The 22,023-nt window shown below is 36.2% G+C and carries 20 protein-coding genes and 1 pseudogene; 6 read left to right on the top strand and 15 right to left on the bottom strand.

The genetic code is table 11. The features are described 5' to 3' along the window. Nucleotides 1-11: 11 nt before the first annotated feature. Nucleotides 12-686, bottom strand: coding sequence for a CPBP family intramembrane glutamic endopeptidase (locus OWO01_RS00585; RefSeq protein ID WP_268778469.1), 675 nt, complete (start codon nt 684-686; stop codon nt 12-14). A 197-nt stretch (nt 687-883) separates the two neighbouring features. Next, nucleotides 884-2,083: a M20 metallopeptidase family protein gene (locus OWO01_RS00580; RefSeq protein ID WP_268778468.1), complete on the bottom strand. Its 1,200-nt coding sequence runs from the start codon at nt 2,081-2,083 to the stop codon at nt 884-886. Nucleotides 2,084-2,639: 556 nt separating this feature from the next. On the opposite strand from OWO01_RS00580, the gene OWO01_RS00575 reads away from it, so the two are divergent. Beyond that, nucleotides 2,640-3,299 carry a potassium channel family protein gene (locus OWO01_RS00575; protein WP_268778467.1) on the top strand — a complete coding sequence of 220 codons (660 nt, stop codon included), beginning with the start codon at nt 2,640-2,642 and terminating at the stop codon, nt 3,297-3,299. Further along, entirely contained in the window at nt 3,299-4,630 is a 1,332-nt protein-coding gene (locus OWO01_RS00570) for a TrkH family potassium uptake protein (protein ID WP_268778466.1), read from the top strand. The genes OWO01_RS00575 and OWO01_RS00570 overlap by 1 nt, the downstream gene beginning before the upstream one ends. Nucleotides 4,631-4,707: 77 nt before the next feature. Here the strand turns inward: OWO01_RS00570 and OWO01_RS00565 are convergent. From OWO01_RS00565 to OWO01_RS00535, 7 genes and pseudogenes are all read right to left on the bottom strand, one after another. Beyond that, nucleotides 4,708-5,058: pseudogene (locus tag OWO01_RS00565) on the bottom strand (YkgJ family cysteine cluster protein); the annotation flags it as partial. 674 nt (nt 5,059-5,732) lie between these two features. Next, a complete protein-coding gene (trpB, locus tag OWO01_RS00560; protein WP_418936186.1) occupies nt 5,733-6,896 on the bottom strand; it encodes a tryptophan synthase subunit beta in 1,164 nt (387 codons plus the stop codon). Nucleotides 6,897-7,613: 717 nt separating this feature from the next. Further along, nucleotides 7,614-8,219, bottom strand: a complete 606-nt coding sequence (locus tag OWO01_RS00555) for a flavin reductase family protein (RefSeq protein ID WP_268778465.1) — start codon at nt 8,217-8,219, stop codon at nt 7,614-7,616. 222 nt (nt 8,220-8,441) lie between these two features. After that, the gene (locus OWO01_RS00550) at nt 8,442-9,185 is read right to left on the bottom strand and encodes an amino acid ABC transporter ATP-binding protein (protein WP_272505932.1); all 744 of its coding nucleotides are present in this window, start codon (nt 9,183-9,185) and stop codon (nt 8,442-8,444) included. Between the two features lie 13 nt (nt 9,186-9,198). Beyond that, complete coding sequence (locus OWO01_RS00545; RefSeq protein ID WP_268778464.1) at nt 9,199-9,861, bottom strand: amino acid ABC transporter permease; 663 nt, start codon at nt 9,859-9,861, stop codon at nt 9,199-9,201. 405 nt (nt 9,862-10,266) lie between these two features. Further along, entirely contained in the window at nt 10,267-11,055 is a 789-nt protein-coding gene (locus tag OWO01_RS00540) for a transporter substrate-binding domain-containing protein (RefSeq protein WP_268778463.1), read from the bottom strand. A 649-nt stretch (nt 11,056-11,704) separates the two neighbouring features. Further along, nucleotides 11,705-12,523 carry a metallophosphoesterase gene (locus OWO01_RS00535; protein ID WP_268778462.1) on the bottom strand — a complete coding sequence of 273 codons (819 nt, stop codon included), beginning with the start codon at nt 12,521-12,523 and terminating at the stop codon, nt 11,705-11,707. Between the two features lie 97 nt (nt 12,524-12,620). On the opposite strand from OWO01_RS00535, the gene OWO01_RS00530 reads away from it, so the two are divergent. Together OWO01_RS00530 and OWO01_RS00525 are read left to right on the top strand one after the other, a co-directional pair. Next, complete coding sequence (locus tag OWO01_RS00530) at nt 12,621-13,268, top strand: glycoside hydrolase domain-containing protein (RefSeq protein WP_268778461.1); 648 nt, start codon at nt 12,621-12,623, stop codon at nt 13,266-13,268. Nucleotides 13,269-13,702: 434 nt separating this feature from the next. Then, nucleotides 13,703-13,882 carry a small acid-soluble spore protein H gene (locus OWO01_RS00525; RefSeq protein WP_268778460.1) on the top strand — a complete coding sequence of 60 codons (180 nt, stop codon included), beginning with the start codon at nt 13,703-13,705 and terminating at the stop codon, nt 13,880-13,882. Between the two features lie 140 nt (nt 13,883-14,022). Here the strand turns inward: OWO01_RS00525 and OWO01_RS00520 are convergent, their stop codons facing one another. From OWO01_RS00520 to OWO01_RS00505, 4 genes are all read right to left on the bottom strand, one after another. Beyond that, nucleotides 14,023-14,997 (bottom strand): permease prefix domain 1-containing protein, encoded by a 975-nt coding sequence (locus tag OWO01_RS00520; RefSeq protein WP_268778459.1) that lies wholly within the window; start codon nt 14,995-14,997, stop codon nt 14,023-14,025. Beyond that, entirely contained in the window at nt 14,982-15,329 is a 348-nt protein-coding gene (locus OWO01_RS00515; protein WP_268778458.1) for a PadR family transcriptional regulator, read from the bottom strand. Before OWO01_RS00515 ends, OWO01_RS00520 begins: the two co-directional genes overlap by 16 nt. 458 nt (nt 15,330-15,787) lie before the next feature. After that, complete coding sequence (locus OWO01_RS00510) at nt 15,788-16,396, bottom strand: hypothetical protein (protein WP_268778457.1); 609 nt, start codon at nt 16,394-16,396, stop codon at nt 15,788-15,790. A gap of 415 nt (nt 16,397-16,811) precedes the next feature. Continuing rightward, nucleotides 16,812-17,855: a M42 family metallopeptidase gene (locus tag OWO01_RS00505; protein ID WP_268778456.1), complete on the bottom strand. Its 1,044-nt coding sequence runs from the start codon at nt 17,853-17,855 to the stop codon at nt 16,812-16,814. Between the two features lie 248 nt (nt 17,856-18,103). Between OWO01_RS00505 and OWO01_RS00500 the strand changes: the two genes are divergently transcribed. Continuing rightward, entirely contained in the window at nt 18,104-19,075 is a 972-nt protein-coding gene (locus OWO01_RS00500) for a S8 family peptidase (RefSeq protein WP_268778455.1), read from the top strand. 63 nt (nt 19,076-19,138) lie between these two features. Next, the gene (locus OWO01_RS00495) at nt 19,139-19,543 is read left to right on the top strand and encodes an SLAP domain-containing protein (protein WP_268778454.1); all 405 of its coding nucleotides are present in this window, start codon (nt 19,139-19,141) and stop codon (nt 19,541-19,543) included. Nucleotides 19,544-20,098: 555 nt separating this feature from the next. Here the strand turns inward: OWO01_RS00495 and OWO01_RS00490 are convergent. Both OWO01_RS00490 and OWO01_RS00485 read right to left on the bottom strand, forming a co-directional pair. Further along, on the bottom strand, nt 20,099-20,884 hold the full coding sequence (locus OWO01_RS00490; RefSeq protein WP_268778453.1) for an ABC transporter permease: 786 nt from the start codon (nt 20,882-20,884) through the stop codon (nt 20,099-20,101). Further along, nucleotides 20,850-21,845 carry an ABC transporter ATP-binding protein gene (locus OWO01_RS00485; RefSeq protein WP_268778452.1) on the bottom strand — a complete coding sequence of 332 codons (996 nt, stop codon included), beginning with the start codon at nt 21,843-21,845 and terminating at the stop codon, nt 20,850-20,852. The genes OWO01_RS00490 and OWO01_RS00485 overlap by 35 nt, the downstream gene beginning before the upstream one ends. Between the last annotated feature and the right edge of the window lie 178 nt (nt 21,846-22,023).

Genomic DNA, 22,023 nt, shown 5'->3' with positions numbered 1-22,023 from the left:
AGTTCAGCGTTTTAAATGATTTCAAATAATAGTAAACCAATTGTATTTATTGCGAAGTTCGCACTTGCATGCACAATCCACGAAGGGTAAATGCTTCCTGCTCGTTCATTTAACCAATTAAAAAATAAACCCGCAACAAACAAACTAACAATTAATAAAATAAATAGGCCTGGTGTAAACCAACTCGTCATAATTGCGACATGATAAACCGAAAAAACACCTGCACTAAACACATAGGCGAATTTTCTCGTTGTAAATTTCTTTAAAGTTAAAAAAGCAAATCCCCGAAAGAAAAACTCTTCCAATAAAGAATTGACAATAGCAATATAAAGTGCAACAAAGATAAAATTTTTTGCGTTTACCCCAATATTATTTTCAAGTGCTACCGTAACATTAGAAAAATCAAAATAAGTCCCTATTGAAAAATAAGCGAGAATAATAAATACATAAACAACAGCAGCAAAGATTATTGTACCCTTCCTATTCTGTTTAGAAAGGATGAATAATTCACGATAAGAAACAGATCTATTTAATCTACGATAAGCTAGAGGAACAACAAGAAACAATAGAATTTTTCCTGCTGACTTAATTGGATAGTTTGGTGATACAATATCCACAAAAGCCATAATCACACACGCAATAACAACTACCAACATCAATAGTAGCCCTTGATCTTTTTGGCGCATCTTAATCAACCAACTTTCATTATCTGGGAAATTAGACTCCCTATATTTTTATCCCGGGATAAACAACGACGATGATGGTATGAATACCTATCAAATTATCTCCGAATAGCCATTAATAGTTCATAATCGAGCAAAACGTGATATTCAAACCAAAAATTCACCTGCATAGCGGGTGAATTTTTTGGTTTGAATAGATTTTAAAAAACATATGCAGAAGCTATTGCTAAGAATGCCAATTGAATGTTTTTCAATGCACGCTCATCCATATCAAATAGTGGATGATGGTGAGGATATGATGTACTAGGTGATTCATTTTGTGAACCTACTCGGAAATACGTTCCTGGAATAGCTTCTAAAAAGTAGGAGAAATCTTCAGCTCCCATCATCGGCTCAAATTCTACGACATTATGTTGATCAAATCCTTCTGTGAATTGCTTCTCTACCTGCTTCGTTACCTGTGGATCATTATAAAGAGCTGGATATCCTCGCAAATACTCAATTTCAACATTTGCATCATAAGCTGTAGCGATTCCGTTTACGATCGCCCGGATATTTTCTTCCACCTGATTGCGAATTTCTTGGTTAAAAGAACGTACGGTACCTTCTAATTTCGCGCTATCTGGAATTACGTTAAACGCATTGCCTGATTGAAATACCCCAATTGTAACAACCGCAGAAGCAAGTGGGTCAATACGACGACTAACGATTTTTTGTAGAGCATTTACCATGTCGCTACCAATTACGATGGGATCATTAGCATCTTGTGGTCTTGCTCCATGACCACCTCTTCCTTTTATCGTAATAGCAAACTTATCTACTGCTGCCATCCTATAGCCCGATCCTAATGCAAGTTGACCTACTGGTAAATCCGAAGCTAAATGTGCGGCAAAAGCATAGTCAATTTTCTGAAATTCATCATTTGCCTGAAGCATGGCTTTAGCTCCACCAGGCGGGGTTTCTTCCGCTGGTTGAAAAATAAACACAACGTTTCCGTTCATTTCAGCTTGATATTTAATTAAAACCTTAGCAAAACCTAGTAATGCGGCGGTATGTCCATCATGTCCGCAAGCATGCATGATGCCAGGATGTTGGGAGCGATAAGGAACATCTTTTTCATCTTGGATGGGTAATGCATCGAAGTCAGCTCGAAATGCGATACTCTTGCCGGGTTTCCCACCTGTCAATGTAGCAATGATGCCATTTCCTCCTATATTGGTTTGAATATCAAATCCGAATTCTTCCATTTTATTCACGATAAACAAAGCGGTTTCTGTCTCTTGAAAAGACAGTTCTGGATGCTGATGCAAGTATCTTCTCCATTGGATAACCTCTTGATCCTGCTGATTTATCTCCTTAGTGATCTGTGCAATTAAATCGTTTTTATCTTTTATCTCCATAGTTATATTTCCCCTTCCTAATAATTTGCGAGAATTCCCACCGAAAAAACTCAACCAAATGATTCTAAGCAGTGTATGAAATGCACTTTATTTTCTGTACGGAAGAATATAAAACACTGGTACTAACTATCAATGAATAAGATTAAATATAAGTGAAAATCCTATAATTATCAACAGGTTATCAAAAGAAAACAGCTCCTTCCTAACATTTATATCAATGTTTATCTCTTATGATTTCTCTCAAAAGGTTAAAAAACGAAAGAGACATTGACAATGTACATTTAGGGGTGTATCTTAAAAGTTATGTTATTTAGCTATAGTGATATATAAAATGAAACTTCAATCAGTGGAGTTATTAGGTACTCCTCCACTGATTGTTAGGTGAACCATTCGGGGTGCTAGCGTCCGTTACTTCCAATTAAACAAATTGGTATTCTCGTTGATTTGAAGTGGGAGTTTTACGGACGGTTGCTCCGGGATAAAATAATTCACACGTAAATGTTACAAGCCAAAATCATCTTTTTTTGATTATGGATAAAGGAGTTGACAAAGATTCGTGAAACAAAAACAAATCGCCGTCATCGGTTTAGGACAATTTGGTGGAGGCATATGTAAAGAGCTTGCTCGTCTAGGGCATGACGTTTTAGTAATTGATAAAGAAGAACGATTGGTAAATGACTATTCTAAAATAGCCACCCATGCTGTTGTCGCAGATACGACAGACGAAGAACTTCTGCACTCCCTTGGTTTGCGAAATTTTGATTATGTCATTGTAGCGATCGGTGAAGATATTCAAGCAAGTATATTAACTACTATAATTTTAAAGGATATGGGAGCGACGCATGTATGGGTAAAAGCTAGAAATAGCTATCACCATAAAATTCTCAACAAAATTGGTGCGGATTTGATTATTCATCCCGAAAAAGATATTGGCAAGCGCCTAGCTCAACGCCTAAAAAAGGATCAACTATTTGATTTTATAGAGATTTCCGATGAATACAGTATTGTAGAAATTAACACTACAAATAAACTAAGCAATAAATCATTACTAGATCTAAATATAAGTTCACGATATGGTCTTACGATACTCGGTGTTAAAAAGAACGGTAAACTTAATATTAACCCTGCCCCTGAATTAGACTTAGATTTAGGGAATGTTCTTTTTATTATCGGGAATAATCTCGATATTCAACGATTTAAAAAGGTGGAATTATAATGAAATGGTTCACTCAATTAAAATCCAAACAATTTTCTCCACCACAAGTATTAGCACTTGGTTTTGGACTTGTTATTCTTTTCGGTATGATTGGTTTAAAGTTACCTTGGAGTACTGTTGAACCTATTTCATGGTTAGACGCTGCATTCACCTCCACTTCAGCTGTAACGGTAACGGGATTAATTGTTGTCGATACTGGAACTGCCTTCACCGTTTTTGGACAGATCATTTTGATGATTTTAATTCAAATTGGTGGCTTAGGACTAATGACTTTTGCCGTTATGACTATTATGTTATTACGAAAAAAAATTGGCTTGAAAGAACGAATACTAATTCAAGAATCGCTGAATCAAACTTCGATTGGAGGAGTAGTACGTTTAATTAAGACACTCTTCTGCTTTGCCATTATCATTGAGACAATTGCAGCACTTCTGCTTGCAATCCGTTGGGTTCCTGAACATGGATGGGGATTTGGTATACTTACAAGTTTCTTTCATTCTATATCTGCATTTAATAATGCCGGATTTAGTCTCTGGTCAGATAGTTTAAGTGGGTATGTTGGTGATCCAGTCATCAACATTATCATTACTGTATTATTTATTACTGGTGGGATTGGATTTACGGTTATTTATGAAATAATGACAAAGAAAAAAGCCCGACAATATAGTCTACATACGAAGGTCATGTTAGTCGGAACACTTCTCGTGAATATTATCGCTATGCTAACAATTTTTCTATTAGAATATCAAAACCCAGAAACTTTAGGGGTATTATCTACACAAGATCAATTGTGGGCCAGTTATTTTCAAGCAGTAACACCTAGAACAGCAGGTTTTAATTCCATTGACATTAGTGCAATGAATGATAATTCACTGCTCTTAACGATATTATTAATGTTTATCGGTGCTGGTAGCGCTTCTACTGGAAGTGGGGTCAAACTTACAACGTTTATCATTATTTTCATTGCTGTTTTTTCTTACTTACGAGGAAAAAATGAAGTACAATTATTTCGTAGTAGTATTCCACTGAATATTATACATCGATCATTAGCTATTATTGTTATTAGTCTTATTATGATTTTTAGTGCTATTTTTCTATTATCTCTTACAGAAAACACTTCAATTTTTCTGATTGCGTTTGAAGCATTTTCTGCATTTGGAACCGTTGGCCTTTCGATTGGCTTAACCGAACAGTTATCTGATTTAGGTAAACCCATCATCATGGCACTGATGTTTATTGGACGTGTTGGTCCGCTAACAGTCGCCTTTGCACTAGCAAAATCAGTCAAACCAAAAATCTCTTATCCAAAAGGGGATATTTTTACAGGATAAAGTAAAAAGCGACGTTAATGCAACGTCGCTTTTTTATATCTCTCATTTTAGAAACAGTCGATTCTCAGACCTCTCAGTTAGCTTCTTAACCAATGAACAAGATAATCTTGTTTATATATATCATCAGGATACTCAACTATACCCGTGTCACCGTCTTCATAGAGCCAAGTCAGAAAATCATTGAAAGCTTCAAAATAAGAATAATACAAAAAATCAAAACTTACCGTCTCCTTGGGCATCGCATTTTTCTGACAAACTACCGAATCTGTATAATTTACATACGTACGACACGGTATTGGACGTACTTCATAGGCTAAACACTGATTCGTCTTCGTATCTAACAATGGACAAGCTAGCTCACTTTCTCGGTATTTCTTTTTAAAAGAAGAATCTTCATTAAAATCTAGTTTCGTAAGTCTATCAATTTTACCTTCATTGCATTGATAATATTATGCTAAATGTTCCGTTACCTTTACTTTCCGCTCCTCGGGGAAATTTTGAATTACCTGTTTTATTAATTTAGCTTCCATTTCTGTAATAATAATAGGAAAATAGCAACAAAAAGCACACCCCATTTGACACGTCGGGGTCAACTCAGTAATGCCTTCAATTTTTTCTACTTCTTTAGATACGAGTAAAAGCAACTCTTGAAAACTCTTTGATAACTTTTCGTCAATCGGAACAGACTGTTCATCCCAATGCTCAATAATTTGATAAAGTGAAACTTCAATCAGTGGGGGTTTTTAGGTATTCCCCCACTGATTGTTAGCCCTAAAGGATGACCTAAAGGCCTTTGAACCATTCGGGGTGCTAGCGTCCGTTACTCCCACTTAAACAACTTGATATTCTCGTTGTTTTGAAGTGGGAGTCTTACGGACGGTTGCTCCGGGATAAAAAAGAGACTCATCAATTTGATATTGTTTTGCCATATTGGCACACCGCGATTCAATTTCAGTTAGCGTCGGAAACGGAGACACTTGCATCACTTCCTTTTGAAAAATCCAGACTACCTCACTATAGCACAAAACTACAGAGATGATAGCATTTTCTAACAGATATAAAAAGAAAATAGACTCTGGCTAAACCCCAGAGTCTGTCTTTTTCATTTCTTCAACATATCGAAAACCTGTGCAACATCCTTGTCACCACGCCCTGATAAGTTAACCACTATAATATCGTCTTTTTCTAAACTAGCTGCCAGTTTTATTGCATAAGCTATTGCATGAGAACTCTCTAAAGCCGGAATAATTCCTTCTACTTTAGATAACTCTTGAAATGCCTCTAATGCTTCTTGCCCACTAACTGCCACATATTCAGCTCGACCATTCGTTTTTAGAAAACTATGTTCTGGGCCCACACCTGGATAATCCAATCCTGCCGCAATCGAATTGGTTGGCAAAGGTTGCTCGTTTTCATCCAGTAGTGTTAAGCACTTAAACCCATGAATGACTGCAGGGACACCTTTCGTGATTGATGCAGCTTCTGTTGGCTCAACACCAATTAGACGCACATCTTTTTCAGGGATGTAATGTGCAAAAGCACCAATCGCATTACTACCACCACCAACACAAGCAACAACTGCTGTTGGTAACTTTCCTTCCGCTTCTAAAATTTGACGTTTGGATTCTTCACTAATAATTGCTTGGAAATGCTTAACCATCGTTGGATACGGATGTGGACCAACTGCTGAACCTAGTAGGTAAAAAGTATTTTGATAGTTTTCGACCAAATCTTTTAATGCTGCATCGACCGCATCTTTTAATCGTCCTTGTCCCGAATCTACAGAAACTACTTTTGCGCCTAACAATTCCATTCGGAAAACATTTAACTCCTGACGCTTAATATCCACTTTCCCCATATAAATGGTGCAAGAAATGCCAAACATCGCACATGCCGTTGCAGTAGCTACACCATGTTGTCCAGCACCAGTTTCTGCAATAATACGTGTGACGCCCATTCGTTTTGCCAATAATATTTGACCAATCACGTTATTAATCTTATGCGCACCAGTATGATTAAGATCTTCACGTTTTAAGTAGATTTTCGCTCCATCAACTTTGTTCGTTAGGTTCTCAGCAAAAGTTAATGGATTTTCACGACCGACAAAAGCTCTTAAATAATACGCGAATTCTTCTTGAAACTCTTTATCCTGTTTATATTTTTCAAATTGCTCACTTAATATCGATAATACTTTTTTTAAATCGTCGGGAATATAGCTACCACCAAACTCCCCAAATAGACCTTCTCTACTCAACTGCTCTCCCACTGAACTCAGCTCCTCTATACTAAAATCTCTCTATTAGTTTAACATTTCAGACTAGTTTTGCAATTATAATTTGTATCAAAATCCTTAAATACGTAGTAACTGGTTGAATCAATGAGGTAAAGAGATCATGGTTAGCATGCTAATCGATTATGAATTATAATCAATTGCTTCATGAAGTTACCTAGTTTTTAGAGTTCGAAGCTAAGTCGCTTGGTTATAACTGTTCTGAAATGTTATCCTTAATAATAAACTTTATCCTTTCCCACAAGATAAAGTGAAACTTCAATCAGTGGGGGTTTTTAGGTATTCCCCCACTGATTGTTAGCCCTAAAGGATGACCTAAAGGCCTTTGAACCATTCGGGGTGCTAGCGTCCGTTACTCCCACTTAAACAACTTGATATTCTCGTTGTTTTGAAATGGGATTCTTACGGACGGTTGCTCCGGGATAAACCGTGAAAACCATCCGGCACTTTTAAAAAACAACAAGAAACTATATTTTGTAAGGATCTGATGGTGACAAGCGAACGCTTGTCATGTCACGCTATAGCGTGACACTTTCCCATAAGTAAAACGACAGATAACCATTCATGGTCATCTGTCGTTTTACTTATGGGAAAGCAACCATCAGACTCTACTGTTATACTAGAAAATCCTTTGCATCCATTTTAAAGATAAAAAGATAAGTCAGAAAATGAGTCAACAAAGAAATAATCTTTTTAATCAGGGCGTTCTAAAGCAAAAATCTCCCCTATTTTCGCGTAGTTATTCCCCGCTAATCGACTAACTGCAGCTAGCTTCGAAGCATCAATTCGACCGTCTTGATAAATGTTATTATCTATATGAAATCGAACAATTTCTCCAATTATTAAGTCTGCACTTGGCGCCTCTCTACCTATCTCGATTGCTTGTTCCAATCTACATTCCATTCGAATTTTTGCTTCCTTTATTCCTGGCACATGAATTTTCTCACTAGGAATAGGCGTCAGTCCTGAAAGAATAACTTCGCTTTGATCTGAGGGTAATGTTGCGGCAGTTTCGTTCACTTGCACCACATTCTTCTCATCTACTATATGTACAACAAATGATTTTGCTGACAAAATATTTCTAGCAGTATCCTTCTGATCTAATCCAGATCGTTGAATCGATATAGAAATCATTGGAGGTTGTGCAGACACAACAGAAAAATAACTAAATGGAGCTGCATTTAAGGTTCCGTCTTCAGCTAATGTCGTTACAAATGCGATCGGTCGAGGGATAATACTCCCAATCAAAAATTTATATTTTTCTTTTGCAGATAAATCTTTAGGATCTATGGACAACATACTAAAACACTCCTTTCATGAATGAGGGAAAGCTTTTATCATTGTTATATGTACTATATTAAAGGATATACTAACGAAAGGGAAACTTTAATCACTGAGAATTTTCAAATTTTCCCACTACTTGTTAATCATGAAAGATGGTACGGAAATCTTACACACGTCACTTCAGGATCAATACAAAAAAGAAAAACTTCCGACTTTTTGGAAGCTTTTCTTTTGTATTTAATGTAATACCGAGTTGAGAAATGCTTGCGTTCGTTCTTCTTTTGGATTATCGAAAATATCTGATGGTTTCCCTGTTTCAACGATTTTTCCATCGTGCATATAGACAACCCAATCGCCTACTTCTCGAGCAAATCCCATTTCATGGGTAACTACAACCATTGTCATCCCCTCTTCTCCGAGTTCTTTCATGGTTGCTAATACTTCTCCAACCAATTCCGGATCAAGCGCAGAAGTTGGTTCATCGAATAACATGACGTCTGGATTCATTGCTAACGCACGTGCAATAGCAACACGTTGTTTTTGTCCACCAGACAATTTGGATGGATACTCATTGTTTTTATCACCAAGACCCACCTTATTTAATAATTCCTTTCCTATTTCCTCTGCTTCACTTTGGCGCATCTTCTTTACTTGAACTGGTGCTTCGATAACATTTTCTAAAACCGTTTTATGTGGGAATAAATTAAAATGTTGAAATACCATCCCAACCCGTTCACGAACTTTATTTAAATTATGCGTCTCTTTTTCTATTTGCTCTCCTTCAATAATAATGTTTCCACTATTTTTGATTTCTAAAAAATTCAAACACCGAAGTAATGTACTTTTCCCTGATCCACTTGCTCCAATTAATACGACAACGTCACTCTCATTAACTTTCAGATCAATATCTTTTAATACATGCAAGTCACCAAATGATTTGTTTAATTTTTCTACTCGGATCATTTCTTTTGCCTCACTCATAATTTTCTCTCCTTTAGTCGCTTACTGCTAATTTCTTTTCGAGTCGGTTTACACAAAATGTAAGTATCAAAACAATTAATAAATAGTAAACTGCTACAGACAAAAAGTATGGCATATAATTAAAGGAGTTAGACCCTAAAGAGTTAGCCACACCGAATAACTCTTGAATACCAATAAAAGAAGCAAGGGAGGAATCTTTAATCCCTATGATAAATTGATTCCCTAGAGATGGGACAGCACGGCGAAAAGCCTGTGGTAAAATAATTCGCCGCATGGCAAGACTCTGTGTCATTCCAAGAGAACGGGCTGCTTCTGTTTGTCCCATATCAACGGATTGAATGGCTCCTCGAATAATCTCAGCAATATAAGCACCGCTATGGAAGGCTAATGCGATCGCTGCAGCCCAAAACATGGAAATGAGAAAAACATCCGTAAGTCCGTAAAATAAAATAAATATTTGAACAATTAATGGCGTTCCTCGAACAATCCAGATATACATGTCTGCAATGCGTTCCAATGCTTTCACGTTCGAAATTTTTAACATAGCAAAAAACAAACCAATCACTAACGCAATTAATAACGATACAACAGATAAACGTAAGGTAATCCATAAACCACGGAAGAAAACATCCGTACTGTTTATGAAGATTTCAAAAAATTCTATTACTGCCTCCAAGTAATTTCACTCCTTCTTATAAAGTGTAACTTCAACCAGTGGGGGTTTTTAGGTATCCCCCCACTGATTGTTAGTTGAACCATTCGGGGTGCTAGCGTCCGTTACTCCCACGTAAACAACTTGGGATTCTCACTGTTTTGAAGTGGGAGTCTTACGGACGTTTGCTCCGGGATAAAATAAAACCAATCGGTAAGAGAATATGTCTCCAACTGCTTGTAAGTTGAAATATTCAATTTTTATCGTCCGTTCATTCTCACTGATACCCATTTCATTTGCTCGGTGTTTTGAATGCGGGACGCAGACGATTACACTATCTGAACTAGCTTATGTAATCCATTTGACGACTTAAATATTCACCCTATGTGCTTCATACACATAGGGCAAATAAGCATAATCAATGATTTATTACTCTTCATCCTCTGGCTCTACTGTTATATCTACACCAATCCATTCTTCAGATAATCCTCGAAGTTCACCACTATCGATCATGTCTTGTAATATCTCATTAATAGCTTCTAGTAATTCTGGATTATCTTTGTTCACAGCAATCGCTTGCTCACTAACACCTAAATAAAATCTTGATTCAATTTCTAATCCATTATCGATACCTGTCATGCCTGTAATATCATCCGTGATTACTACATCATAATGTCCGCTTGACAAAGATTGCAATGCAACGACATCACTATCTACTTGTGGTGTATTGTCGGTATATTCTTCAGCTATTTCAATGTATGTTGTTCCACGAGCAACTGCAATTTCTCGACCATTCAAATCATCTAAAGTTTCGATATCACTATCTGGTCTCGTATAAACCACTGGACCAGAGTAATAATATGGAATACTAAAATCAACTTGTTCTAAACGTTCTTCTGTAATCGTGTGACTTGCTACGGCAATATCGTAACGCCCCTCATTAACACCAGTAACGATACCTGAAAATACAGCTCTTGTTGGGTTTGGCTCAAGCCCTAGTTCTTCTGCAATTGCTTTACCAACTGCAACATCATACCCTACCATTTCTGTTCCTTCCATATAACTAAATGGTCGAAATTCACCTGATGAAGCAAACGTCAGTTGCCCATTTTGTACTAAATCAAATTCTGATTCTACCCCTTCAGCTGAATTCCCGTCATCACAAGCCACTAAAACAAAAATTAAAACTAGTAACAATAAACTTAATACTTTTTTCATCAACTTATTCTCCTTTTGTTTTTTCCACTTTTTTCTTTTTTTACAAAAGAATTTTAAGCCCTTATCCATACTTTTAAAAAAAGTGGTGTGGTGCTTTAATTATTCTAGCAATTCATCATTCCAAATCAATCAGTAGTTACTGCCACTCCCTTCTACATTTAAATAGGATTAGTATACATAGTCAATACGAATGCAGATAATTAAGTCCACGTATATACATAACCTTACTTTTTCATGCTTAAACCACTTTTTTTAATTCTAATCATAGAGTGGACCCCTGCTTTAACTATAAAACTATGTTTCAACCACATCTATTATGTTTTTATTTGTAAGATAAATCGGGAAATCACCAGGCACTTCTAAAAAGCTATATCTTGTAAGGTGCTGATGGTGACAAGCTATAGCGTGACACTTTCCAATAAGTGAAACTTCAATTAGTGAAAGTTTTTAGGTATCCCCCCCCGCTGTTTGTTAGCCCTAAAGGATGACGTAAAGGCCCTTGAACGATTCGGATTGCTAGCGTCCGTTATTAACACTTAGACAACCTGGTATTCACGTTGTTTTGATGTGGGAGTCTTACGGACGTATACTCCGGCATAAGTAAAACGACAAGATACTATGAGTCTCTTGTCGTTTTTTCCAGTTAACATTATTCACCTTCGATGATTATCAAACTGATTTGACTTTGATTGAAAAATCGAATAGGAAGTACACTCGTTCCTAGTCCACTATCAATATACAAATAATTTCCTTGTTCTAACGTATACAGCCCCTTGTCATATGTAGGGAAAAACCCTTGATCTGGTGCGATCACACCTCCTATTCCTGGGAAACGAATTTGTCCTCCATGTGTATGCCCACTCAGTGTCAAATCAATCGTCTTCGCCACACGGATTGGTGTATGAGATAAGAGAATCGTATACAGTTCTTGATTCACTCCTTGCCAAGCAGCATCCAGATCATCATGTTTGGTTGACACATCTGCAATTCCCATCAGGTTTATCGTTGACTCCCCATTTGATATTACTGAATGTGTATTATCAAGCATCACTACACCTAGAGAAGATAGCTCTTGAAATAGCATTTCATGTGACGGATTGCCCCATTCATGATTTCCTGAAACAAAATAAACATGTTCATTTAATTCGAGTAGTTCTTCTATAAAAAGCAATACTTCCGTGAAATCTTTAGTACTGCGGTCTACTAGATCACCTGTAATGACAATGAAGTCCGGGTTAAGTTGAGCAATTTCCGTCTTGAGCCGTTGATTATTTACACCAAAATTTTTCGCATGTAAATCACTAATTTGAAGGATCTTCAAACGTGACTCTGGTGGTAATTTATCCGACGTGATTTTGGTTTCAACTACTTTGAAGAAATTTGTATCATAAAATGATTTTCCCATAACAAACAAAACGACCGTGCATAATACGAGCGCAAATAATTTCTTTTTCTTTTTTTTCTCCATTATTCTCCTCCATGTCCTATACGAAATCACGAGTAGCCATTCATAAGTTATTCCATATATATAAATAGACGAATTTTTTATAGAAAGGGTTTTATTATTGAGTTATGTATGGGGAGTAGATTCAGCAACGAATGTAACGGAAGATCTTTATCAATGTGTATTAAATAATTATGGAAAACCTGAATTTTGGGGAAGATATTTAGTTCGAGTAGAAGGAGCTGCTGAAGGAATTACACGAAAAGAAGTAGAACTTCTACACAATAGCGGGACAAAAATTTTACCGATTTATAGTAATTTCCTGATTGCCATTGGGGAACGTGAAGGAAGGATTATGGCGCAAAATGCAGCTTTCCACGCCAAACGATTGGGAATACCCGAAGGTACGATGCTGTTTGCAAACGTAGAGAATTTCTTTGAAGTGGATGCAGCCTGGATTATTGGTTACGTGGAAGCGATGCGACCTACAGGATATAAACCTGGATTTTACCATGACCCTGATGAAGGAAACTTCTCAAGTGCTTATTGTCAAGCCGTTTCACAAAATAAACAAGTTGCCGTTCAATCCGTTTTATGGAGCGCTGAACCAGAACCGGGTATTACAAGTCGTCGAGATGCACCCGAATTCGATCCTGCTAAACCGACTTGTCAAGCAAACGTATGGGCATGGCAATACGGAAGAGATGATACTACATGCCCGATTGATACCAACCTAATTGATCGTCGTCTTCATGATATGTTGTGGTAAGTGTTGTTAGCCTCGTTATTGTTTCCTCTGATGTAACGGACGCTATCGCTTTGAACCAAGTGAATCCAACTTAAAAGAAGTACTTTTTCTGACGTAACGAGTAAGAAGCACCAAGTAGTTTGATTCAATTCTGAATGCAAATGTCAAATCAATGTTTATTCTTCACAAATGTATGTAAAATAACCAAAAAAGTCGATACCAATTGGTATCGACTTTTTTTCATGTACGTTTTGCGGCGAAGCACCGTTGACCACATTCAACGTTTAGCCCGGAGGCATATGGCTCGTCTTATGCAAAATAGCTCATCGCTAAATCAATATAACACGATCACTAGTAAAATTCAATGGAAATTATTCATTCCTTTATGCTCTTGAGTATAAAAAACGGCTAGTTCCACATAATATCCTTAGTAATGTATAAAGGTGGTGGCAACTATGGATGCACAGCGCGCACAAGATATTACTTCCTCTCCAGAAATGATTAACGTCACATGTCAAGGGAAAAAAATCTATATCGAACACGTAGATCAAGATAAAGGCTTAGCAACGATACACCCGCTTGATCAACCCGAACAGAAACAAAGCGTTCCTGTAAAAGAACTAGAAGAGCATTAGTAAATATAGTAGAGCTTCCAGTTCGAACGGAAGCTCTTTTTCTTAGTTATCTAGAAAATTATAAAATTCGTTTAGCTAAGGATAACTTTTCAGAACAGAACAGAATAGACCAACGCTCTGCGCTTTTGTGCTTATAATAACTAACCTTCTCTTTTCCAAATGGAATATGCACCACTAAACATCGCAAACAATAAACCAGTGATCGGGAAGACAATCCAGTTTATATGCCACTGATGATAGACTAATCCACTTATTAGGAATACTATTACAGCCAATGGCCATATAATACTTGCAACTGCGCCGATTACTTTGTCTTCTTTTTTTTGTACTTTTTTTGGAATAGCATGTTCTTCTAAATGTAATAATGTGTTATATCCTTCTTTTATTCGACCATAATAGATAAACAAAAACACCGCAATCGTCACCATTAACAATAGGAGGACAACTCCATATACAGAAGCATTATCATGAAATACTGAAGAGATAATTAAAATCATTGGTGCAAGGATACAAAGAGCAACACCAGTAATAGTTGTTCTTACATGTGTTTGCTGAAACTGCTGATTCTCTTGTTCTAACCTTTCTTTCTCGTGTAACTGTATGTGAAAATCACTCTGAGTAAAACTAAATTTCTTCATCATGCTATCCGCGATAATAAACATGCCAACAGCGATGGTGACAAATAGAAACAAAGGGATAAGACCAATAACGTCTACCATCCTTCCTTCAAACACTTGAATATACCCATCTTCCATTAATTGTGTGATTAAAATTAAAAGTGCTGCCCCTAAAATAATCAATCCTACACCAACCCCAACCAAAATACCTGACTTCTTATTTGTTTCCAAGTAATCATTAATTTCCGTTGTAGTCAGTGTCGGAACTGGCTCTTGATTTGATTCAGGAACAACTCCTAACACTTCGATTAATTCATCAATATTACCAAATTCTGATATTACAATTCCGATGGCCTCGTGCTCAGATTTACCTGCTTCAATCAGTTCATGATATTTGTCTTCCATATTCGCTAGCATCTCTTGCTTTATCCCTTGCATTTCTTTTGTGTTTGGCAACCGACTAAACATGTTATCTAAATAATTCATAATTGTTTCCACTCTTCATCTACCCCCTTAATAAATTGATTAACAACGTTTTTGGTAATTTCCCACTCTTGACACTTTTCTTGATAATATGCTAACCCTGCTTCCGTAATTCGATAATACGTTCTTCTTTTCCCATGAGATTTGTCTTGGTAAAACGATTCAACGTAGCCTTTTTTTTCCAAACGGCTAAATGCAGAGTATAATGTTGTTTCTTTAATCACATATCTGTCATTGGAAAGTTGTTTAATTTTTTTTGAAATTTCATAGCCATATGAAGGTGTCTCTATCAATAAATATAAGATGATGGTGTCATTGTAACCACGAATTACATCACTACTGATCAATTTACCCCCTCCTTCATTACTTAATCATCTCGTCAATTACTTTGTCTGTCGTAGTAATTTAACGATAACATAATTACTACGATAGGTAAAGTAATTTGGAATATTGTTTGAAAATAGGAAAGCGTTGCGTTCTATGCCAGGACCAATGGTAACAGAATACAGCTTGCTACCATCAAACCATACTTTAATTTGACGTATCCTCCTAAGAAGTTAAAAATAGATATCTTAATCCATTAACATTTATACTTATTCCACCTGATACTTTTCAAAAATGCAACCCTAAACTTCAGTTAGTCTGAACTTGTTATGAAATAACTGTTGTTATGCCATTCTGTGTGAAAATTTAAATGAATCTCAGTAAGCAACAATTTGTAATATCTCCATGTATGGACGTAAAAAAAAGACAGTAACCATATTATTTGGTTACCCTCTTTTGCAGATTGTATGATAGCATTTACTCAAGTATCTTTCAAAAAAATTGAATCTAATATTTGTTCAATAATCTTTGTATCTCCTACAATAAATTTCAACAGTTCGTTTCGGTTTTTTCTCCATTCACTAGCTAAGGAGAGGTCTATAAAATCATTTGCACGCATAATTTGAATATACAGCTTAAGTCTAATCCAATCATTGATAAGACAAGCAATATCCCCTGGCTCATCATTGTATACCTGCTCAATTGAATAATACAAAAATTTACCTTGATATTCCCCTTTTAACATCCTAAAAACACCTAAGCCTGTCGCAACTGCAATATCGATATCAAGTGGAACATCCAACTTATATAAATAAATCATATTATTGCTCTTTTTTATCGGAGTAGGTGTGATATACTTCTGTTTACTAACATCCACAAGCGTGGAAAGATGAAGTAAGGTATCTTTAGCATTTCGAAAACGCAATATTTCCTTACTATTTATACCTAAAAAGCGATCGATTGAATAAATTGGTTTACCTGGCTCAACAGCTATAAATGATATAACCTCAAAGTCCTCACCGTTTAACATTTTATCTGCCAAAAAAAAATCTCTTATATATGCCATTGCAGTCCTGTCATGTCCCATCATGCATCCTCCTTACAGCCTACAAACGAAAAAAGAGTTGTTTAACTTTGGTAAATGCTTGATGTTCGCTTTACATTGTTCTACATTAACGTCTTTGACCAGCAAATCGAGAAGCGTATTGATTTCTATCCATAAATAACTTTATTGCTAGTAGATGATCATCGCACTATTCCTGCTATGCATTTTTTTACCAAGCTTTTAGGATCTACTCTTGCTATTTATCCTCAAACCACAACATTTTTCGTATTCGTGCGTGTGTTAACTATACCCGAATGCAATCTGTTTAAGCAGAAAGTTGAAAAGATAAGCAGTGGGACTTTTGATAGATAACGCCACTGCTTATCATTGAATTCAGGACTTTAGTTATAAAATTATTTTTATTGAAAATTTTAAGCGAACATGTCTGCTCCAAGTTTTATCAATAACTTACTATGTTAGATAAGAGATAATGATAGATTAATTGCTCCGTATGCTCAAGTGCTTCTTCATGTGTACGTTCATAAGCATGTGAGGAATCAATCCCTGGTCCAATTAAGCCGTGTACAATATCATGTCCAGCGCTAATTGCTGCGGATGCATCAGACCCATAATAAGGATAAATATCCAACTGATAGCTTACATTATGTTTTTCTGCTAGTTCTACTAGATGTTTACGTAAGCCATAATGATAAGGACCACTCGCATCTTTCACACAAATAGAAACAGTGTATTCGTCCGTAGACTGACCATCTCCCATCGCACCCATATCAACTGCTAAATACTCTACTGTTTCTGAAGGGATATTAGAGTTTCCACCATAGCCTATTTCCTCATTATTTGAGATAAGAAAATGTGTAGTGTACGGTAATTGGATACCCTCACGGATTAATCGTTTAATAACATGCATTAATATCGCTACACTCGCTTTATCATCTAAATGTCTAGATTTAATAAAACCAGCTTTTGTTGTTTCTACCCGAGGATCAAACGTAACAAAGTCACCTACTTCAATACCGAGTTCTCGTACGTCTTCTGCACTTTCTACTTTCTCATCAATTCGAACTTCCATATTATCTTGATTACGTTCAGCTGTTCCTGCATCTTGATATACATGTACAGAAGTCTGATGCATTAGAATCGTCCCTGTAAATGTCTTTCCAGAAGCAGTTTCGATTTGACAATATTCGCCTTCAATTGCATTGTAGCGAAAGCCCCCAATGAGATCGAGCTTTAAACGACCGTCTGATTTCACTTCTTTTACCATTGCACCAAGCGTATCTACATGAGCGGTTAACATCCGCTGTTCTTGACCATTTTCCCCCGGTAATGTAACAATCAGACCTCCTTTACGGTTTCTTGTGGTTTCGACACCTAAATCTTGAAAGTATTTTTCTACGAACTGAATCACTTCACCTGTGTGCCCTGAAGGACTCGGAATTTTTACTAACTGTTTGATTAATTGTACTTTTTCGTTGTGTTTCATATTTTTCCCTCCTTTATAATTAATTTTATTGTAGCGTTAAGTTTACATCGGAACAACCATTTAATTGATACTTCCATCCTTCGAGAAATGATAATATGGCACAAAACTCTGGTAGAAATAAACAATTTTCCCCTTCTGTTTTTCGAGAATACAATGAGGAAAACACCCGATCTTTTCAATTTGCATGTTTGTATCTATTCACAAAGAAAAAAACTTGCTAAACTTTACATAGAGGGAGGTGAATAGACATGCATCGTCCAATTCGCATTGCCGACTTCCATATAATCAAAAAATCGAATACAATTGATAAAATCCCAAAAGGGGTTCAACTTATTCAAGCGCCAAAAATTTGGGAGCAAACAAGAGGAGAAAATATTACCATTGCTATCCTTGACACCGGTTGTGACATCAATCATAGTGATTTAAAAGACCGAATCATTGGAGGCCAAAACTTTACGGATGATGATCAATGGGCAAGAAATAATTTTCAAGACTATCAGGGTCACGGAACGCACGTAGCTGGAATTATTGGAGCTTCGCAAGACACTAATGGAATTGTCGGGGTTGCACCTATGGTGAATTTGTTAATTGTAAAAGTCCTCAATCGTGATGGTTATGGAGAATATGATTGGCTAATCCGTGGAATAAATTATGCCATTGATAGAGATGTGGATATTATTTCACTGTCATTAGGAGGACCCTTTCCACATAATGGTCTATTTAAGGTCATTAAAAAAGCAGTTCTAGATCATCATATTCCCGTTGTGTGTGCCGCAGGTAATGATGGCGATGGTGATCATCGAACAGATGAAGTTGATTTTCCTGCTTCTTATCAAGAAGTGATTAGTGTTGGTGCGGTTAATTTTGAAAAAAACACGTCGATTTTCTCAAATTCAAATAACAAAATCGATCTTGTTGCTCCAGGAGAAGGGATCAATTCCACCTATTTACATGGAGGTTATGCAACGCTAAGTGGTACATCGATGGCAGCACCACACGTTTCTGGAAGCCTTGCACTTCTTAAAAATATTACAAAGAAACAATTTAATCGTACCCTAAGTGAACCGGAACTATACGCTCAATTGATTAAACGAACGATTTCTTTAGGTTACCCTGCTACGTTAGAAGGGAATGGCCTATTATACCTCAACCTGCTTGATCAATTAACCGATTCATTTAACCAATTCAAAAACGAATCAGTCTCACAATTAATCATCTAACCTTCCTACTCAACACGACTTTCGCTATACTAATATTATCTCGAAAAAAGGAGTTTTACCTTCATGCAAAAATTACAATTTGAATCTTCTTGGGCTCACACCATTTCTTCACGTGATCAAACAGATATTCAACACTTCTTTCATCAGATAGACGAATATGATTCTAACGCTGCTCTATTATTAAGTGAAACAAACATAAAACTTCTTCCGTTTTGGCAAGCAAAAAACCATCAGGATGAGTTGTTAATTAGTGCATTTATCGTAAATGATAGTCAAGATCGTTTAACAATAGTCAATGAAATGATTAAATATTATCGTTTCAACCAAGAAATCGCGAAACAAGTATTTACCATTTCTAAATTAGTTATCCCTCCTAAAACCACGCTACCTTGGACATTTATTTTTCCTAAACAATCCGTCAATCCAATTCCTAATATTCAAAAAGACCGCACGGTAGTGTTTCGTTGAAAAAAGTGATTTTTTTACTGGGAGGAAGGACTTCTCTACTTCTTGTATTTTTTTCTTGTGGAGAATATAATCCGACTGCTTTTTTTGCAAAAAATCCAAGGTAAACAGATTAGAAGAAAAACCGAAAAAGTTCACCCGGTCCTTTAAAAAAACAATAAGAAGATATATTCGGAAAGGGGTTAATGGTGACAAGCTATAGTGTGACACTTTCCAATAAGTAAAACGGTAGATCCTACTGTTATACTAGAAAATCTTTTGCATCTTTAAGATTTAACAACGATAAAGTGAAACTTCATTCAGTGGAGGTTTTTAGGTTTTTAGATATTCCCCCACTGATTGTTAGCCCTAAAGGCCCTTGAACCATTTGGGGTGCTAGCGTCCGTTACTCCCACTTAAACAACTTGATATTCTCGTTGTTTTGAAATGGGAGTCTTACGGACGATTGCTCCGTGATAAATATCGCTATAAAGCTAATTTTTAACTTTCTTATCTTGTAAAAAAGGTTTCCGTCACATGGACAGAAACCTTTTTGTTATGATTCAATCAAACGATCTATTAATAATGAGCTAACAACCCTTTTTTCATTGCATAACGTTCACAATATAAGTAAGTAGCTAATCCAATGATGAAATAGACAAGTGCATTTGTAGTTAATACGAGGAAATTTGAGAAACCTAATTCATTAAGTGTTAGCCCTTCTACCATCACTGCACGAATCATATCCACGCCTTTCGTAATAGGAAAAAACACAAGAAATGGGGCTCTAGACAGGGAAACAAACGTTAACGCTGCTAGAACAAATTGAAAGATCTGTAAAAAAGCTTGGATTTGCTTCACAATTACTGTTAATCCAGCAATAATGAACGACAGACCGAACATGCTAATACAAGTAAGTAAGAAAATCGGTATGATTGTTACAAAATCAACATTTAACGATTGACCAGTTGTTAACATAGACAAATAAAGTAAGACAATCATCATCGCCGCCGTTAATATTCCTTGCGCCAATAGTCTTGCTGATAAGATCCTCCAAATACCACTAGGTGACATTCCTAGCTGTTCAAATGTTCCTCGAGTAGCTTCCGTAAGAATCTCATATCCTTGGCCATTGACAATGGTTATGGTTAGATACCAAAAGATATAGTTCACTATCGTATTTTGAATGGTTGCATCAACAGTTCCGGGGGCTCCTACCGAGTGGATCCCAGCAAACATCGCCATAAAAATTATATAAACCGTTAATAACATAGCGATTGTATTCGGTAAATAACGTCTTAATTCAATGGTCTCCTTACGAAAGTTCGCTTTAAACAGATTGAGATTTGACTTGATCCACTCCATTAGTTGTTTCCCCCTTTACTATTTTCATAAAAACTTGCTCGAATTGAATTATTTCTCGATCAATTGCTTCCACAGGTGTTTCGTTCAGCTTTAATATGTCAAATAATTGATAAATATCTTCCGTTTTCAATAACTCAACACTAAGCTTTGGTTGTATTCGATTGGATTCGTATTGATAATCAAGAAATCTTTCCTTGATTAAATGCTCCTGTTTCTCATTTAAATGCTCACCTAATGTAATCGTGTAGGAACGCACTTCAAATAATTTTAATAAATCCTCAATTCGATCATCGGTCACTACTTTTCCTTGATTAATAATAATCGTTCTTTCGCATATATCCTGAATAACGTCCATGTCATGGGAACTAATAATGACTGTGCGATTCTCTTCTTTGGCGATCGCTTTTAAAATTTCTCTAACTTCATATCCCGTTTCAATATCCAAGCCCAATGTTGGTTCATCTAATAAAATAACTTCTGTATCAGCTAACATTGCAACTGCAATGGCAAGTTTTTGTTGCATCCCGCGAGATAAACGGTTTACTAATTCCGTTTCCTTATCTTTTAAACGAAATTTTTGCAACAAATCTTCCACTCTACTTGCTACATTTTTTCGCGATACTCCACGATTACCTGCAAAATATTCAAGGTTTTCTCTTACTGTTAATCGCCAATATAAATTTCTACTTCCCTCTAACACCGCACTAATATGTGTTAAGGCACGAAGTCGATGTTTTTCGTTATCTACACCATTAATCAAAATTTGTCCGCTATCTGGTTTTAATAATCCACAGATCATTTTTATTGTTGTTGTCTTACCAGCACCATTGGGTCCAAGCAAACCAATGATTTCTCCACGCTTCACTTGAAAGGAAATGTTATCTACTGCTTGAATCTTTTCCTTTGTTTTTCTTTTTTGATAAACTTTTGTTATCCCAGACACTTCAATAATAGAATCCATTCAACCATCCTTTACTAGATTAATAACATATATTATATAATAACTTGAAAATAATAGAAACCATCACTAGTTGGAAATTTTCTCAGACTTAGGGCGGAGATCGTGATTTCTATGGTCCTATATCATCATTTGCTTTCTGTTTCTTAAGTATAAAAAAACTCAAGAATCAAATTATGAT

Source organism: Natronobacillus azotifigens (assembly GCF_026805325.1).
Lineage (GTDB): Bacteria > Bacillota > Bacilli > Bacillales > Amphibacillaceae > Natronobacillus > Natronobacillus azotifigens.
Note: the sequence above shows the minus strand (reverse complement) of the source record. Positions and strands in the feature narration are given on the sequence as shown.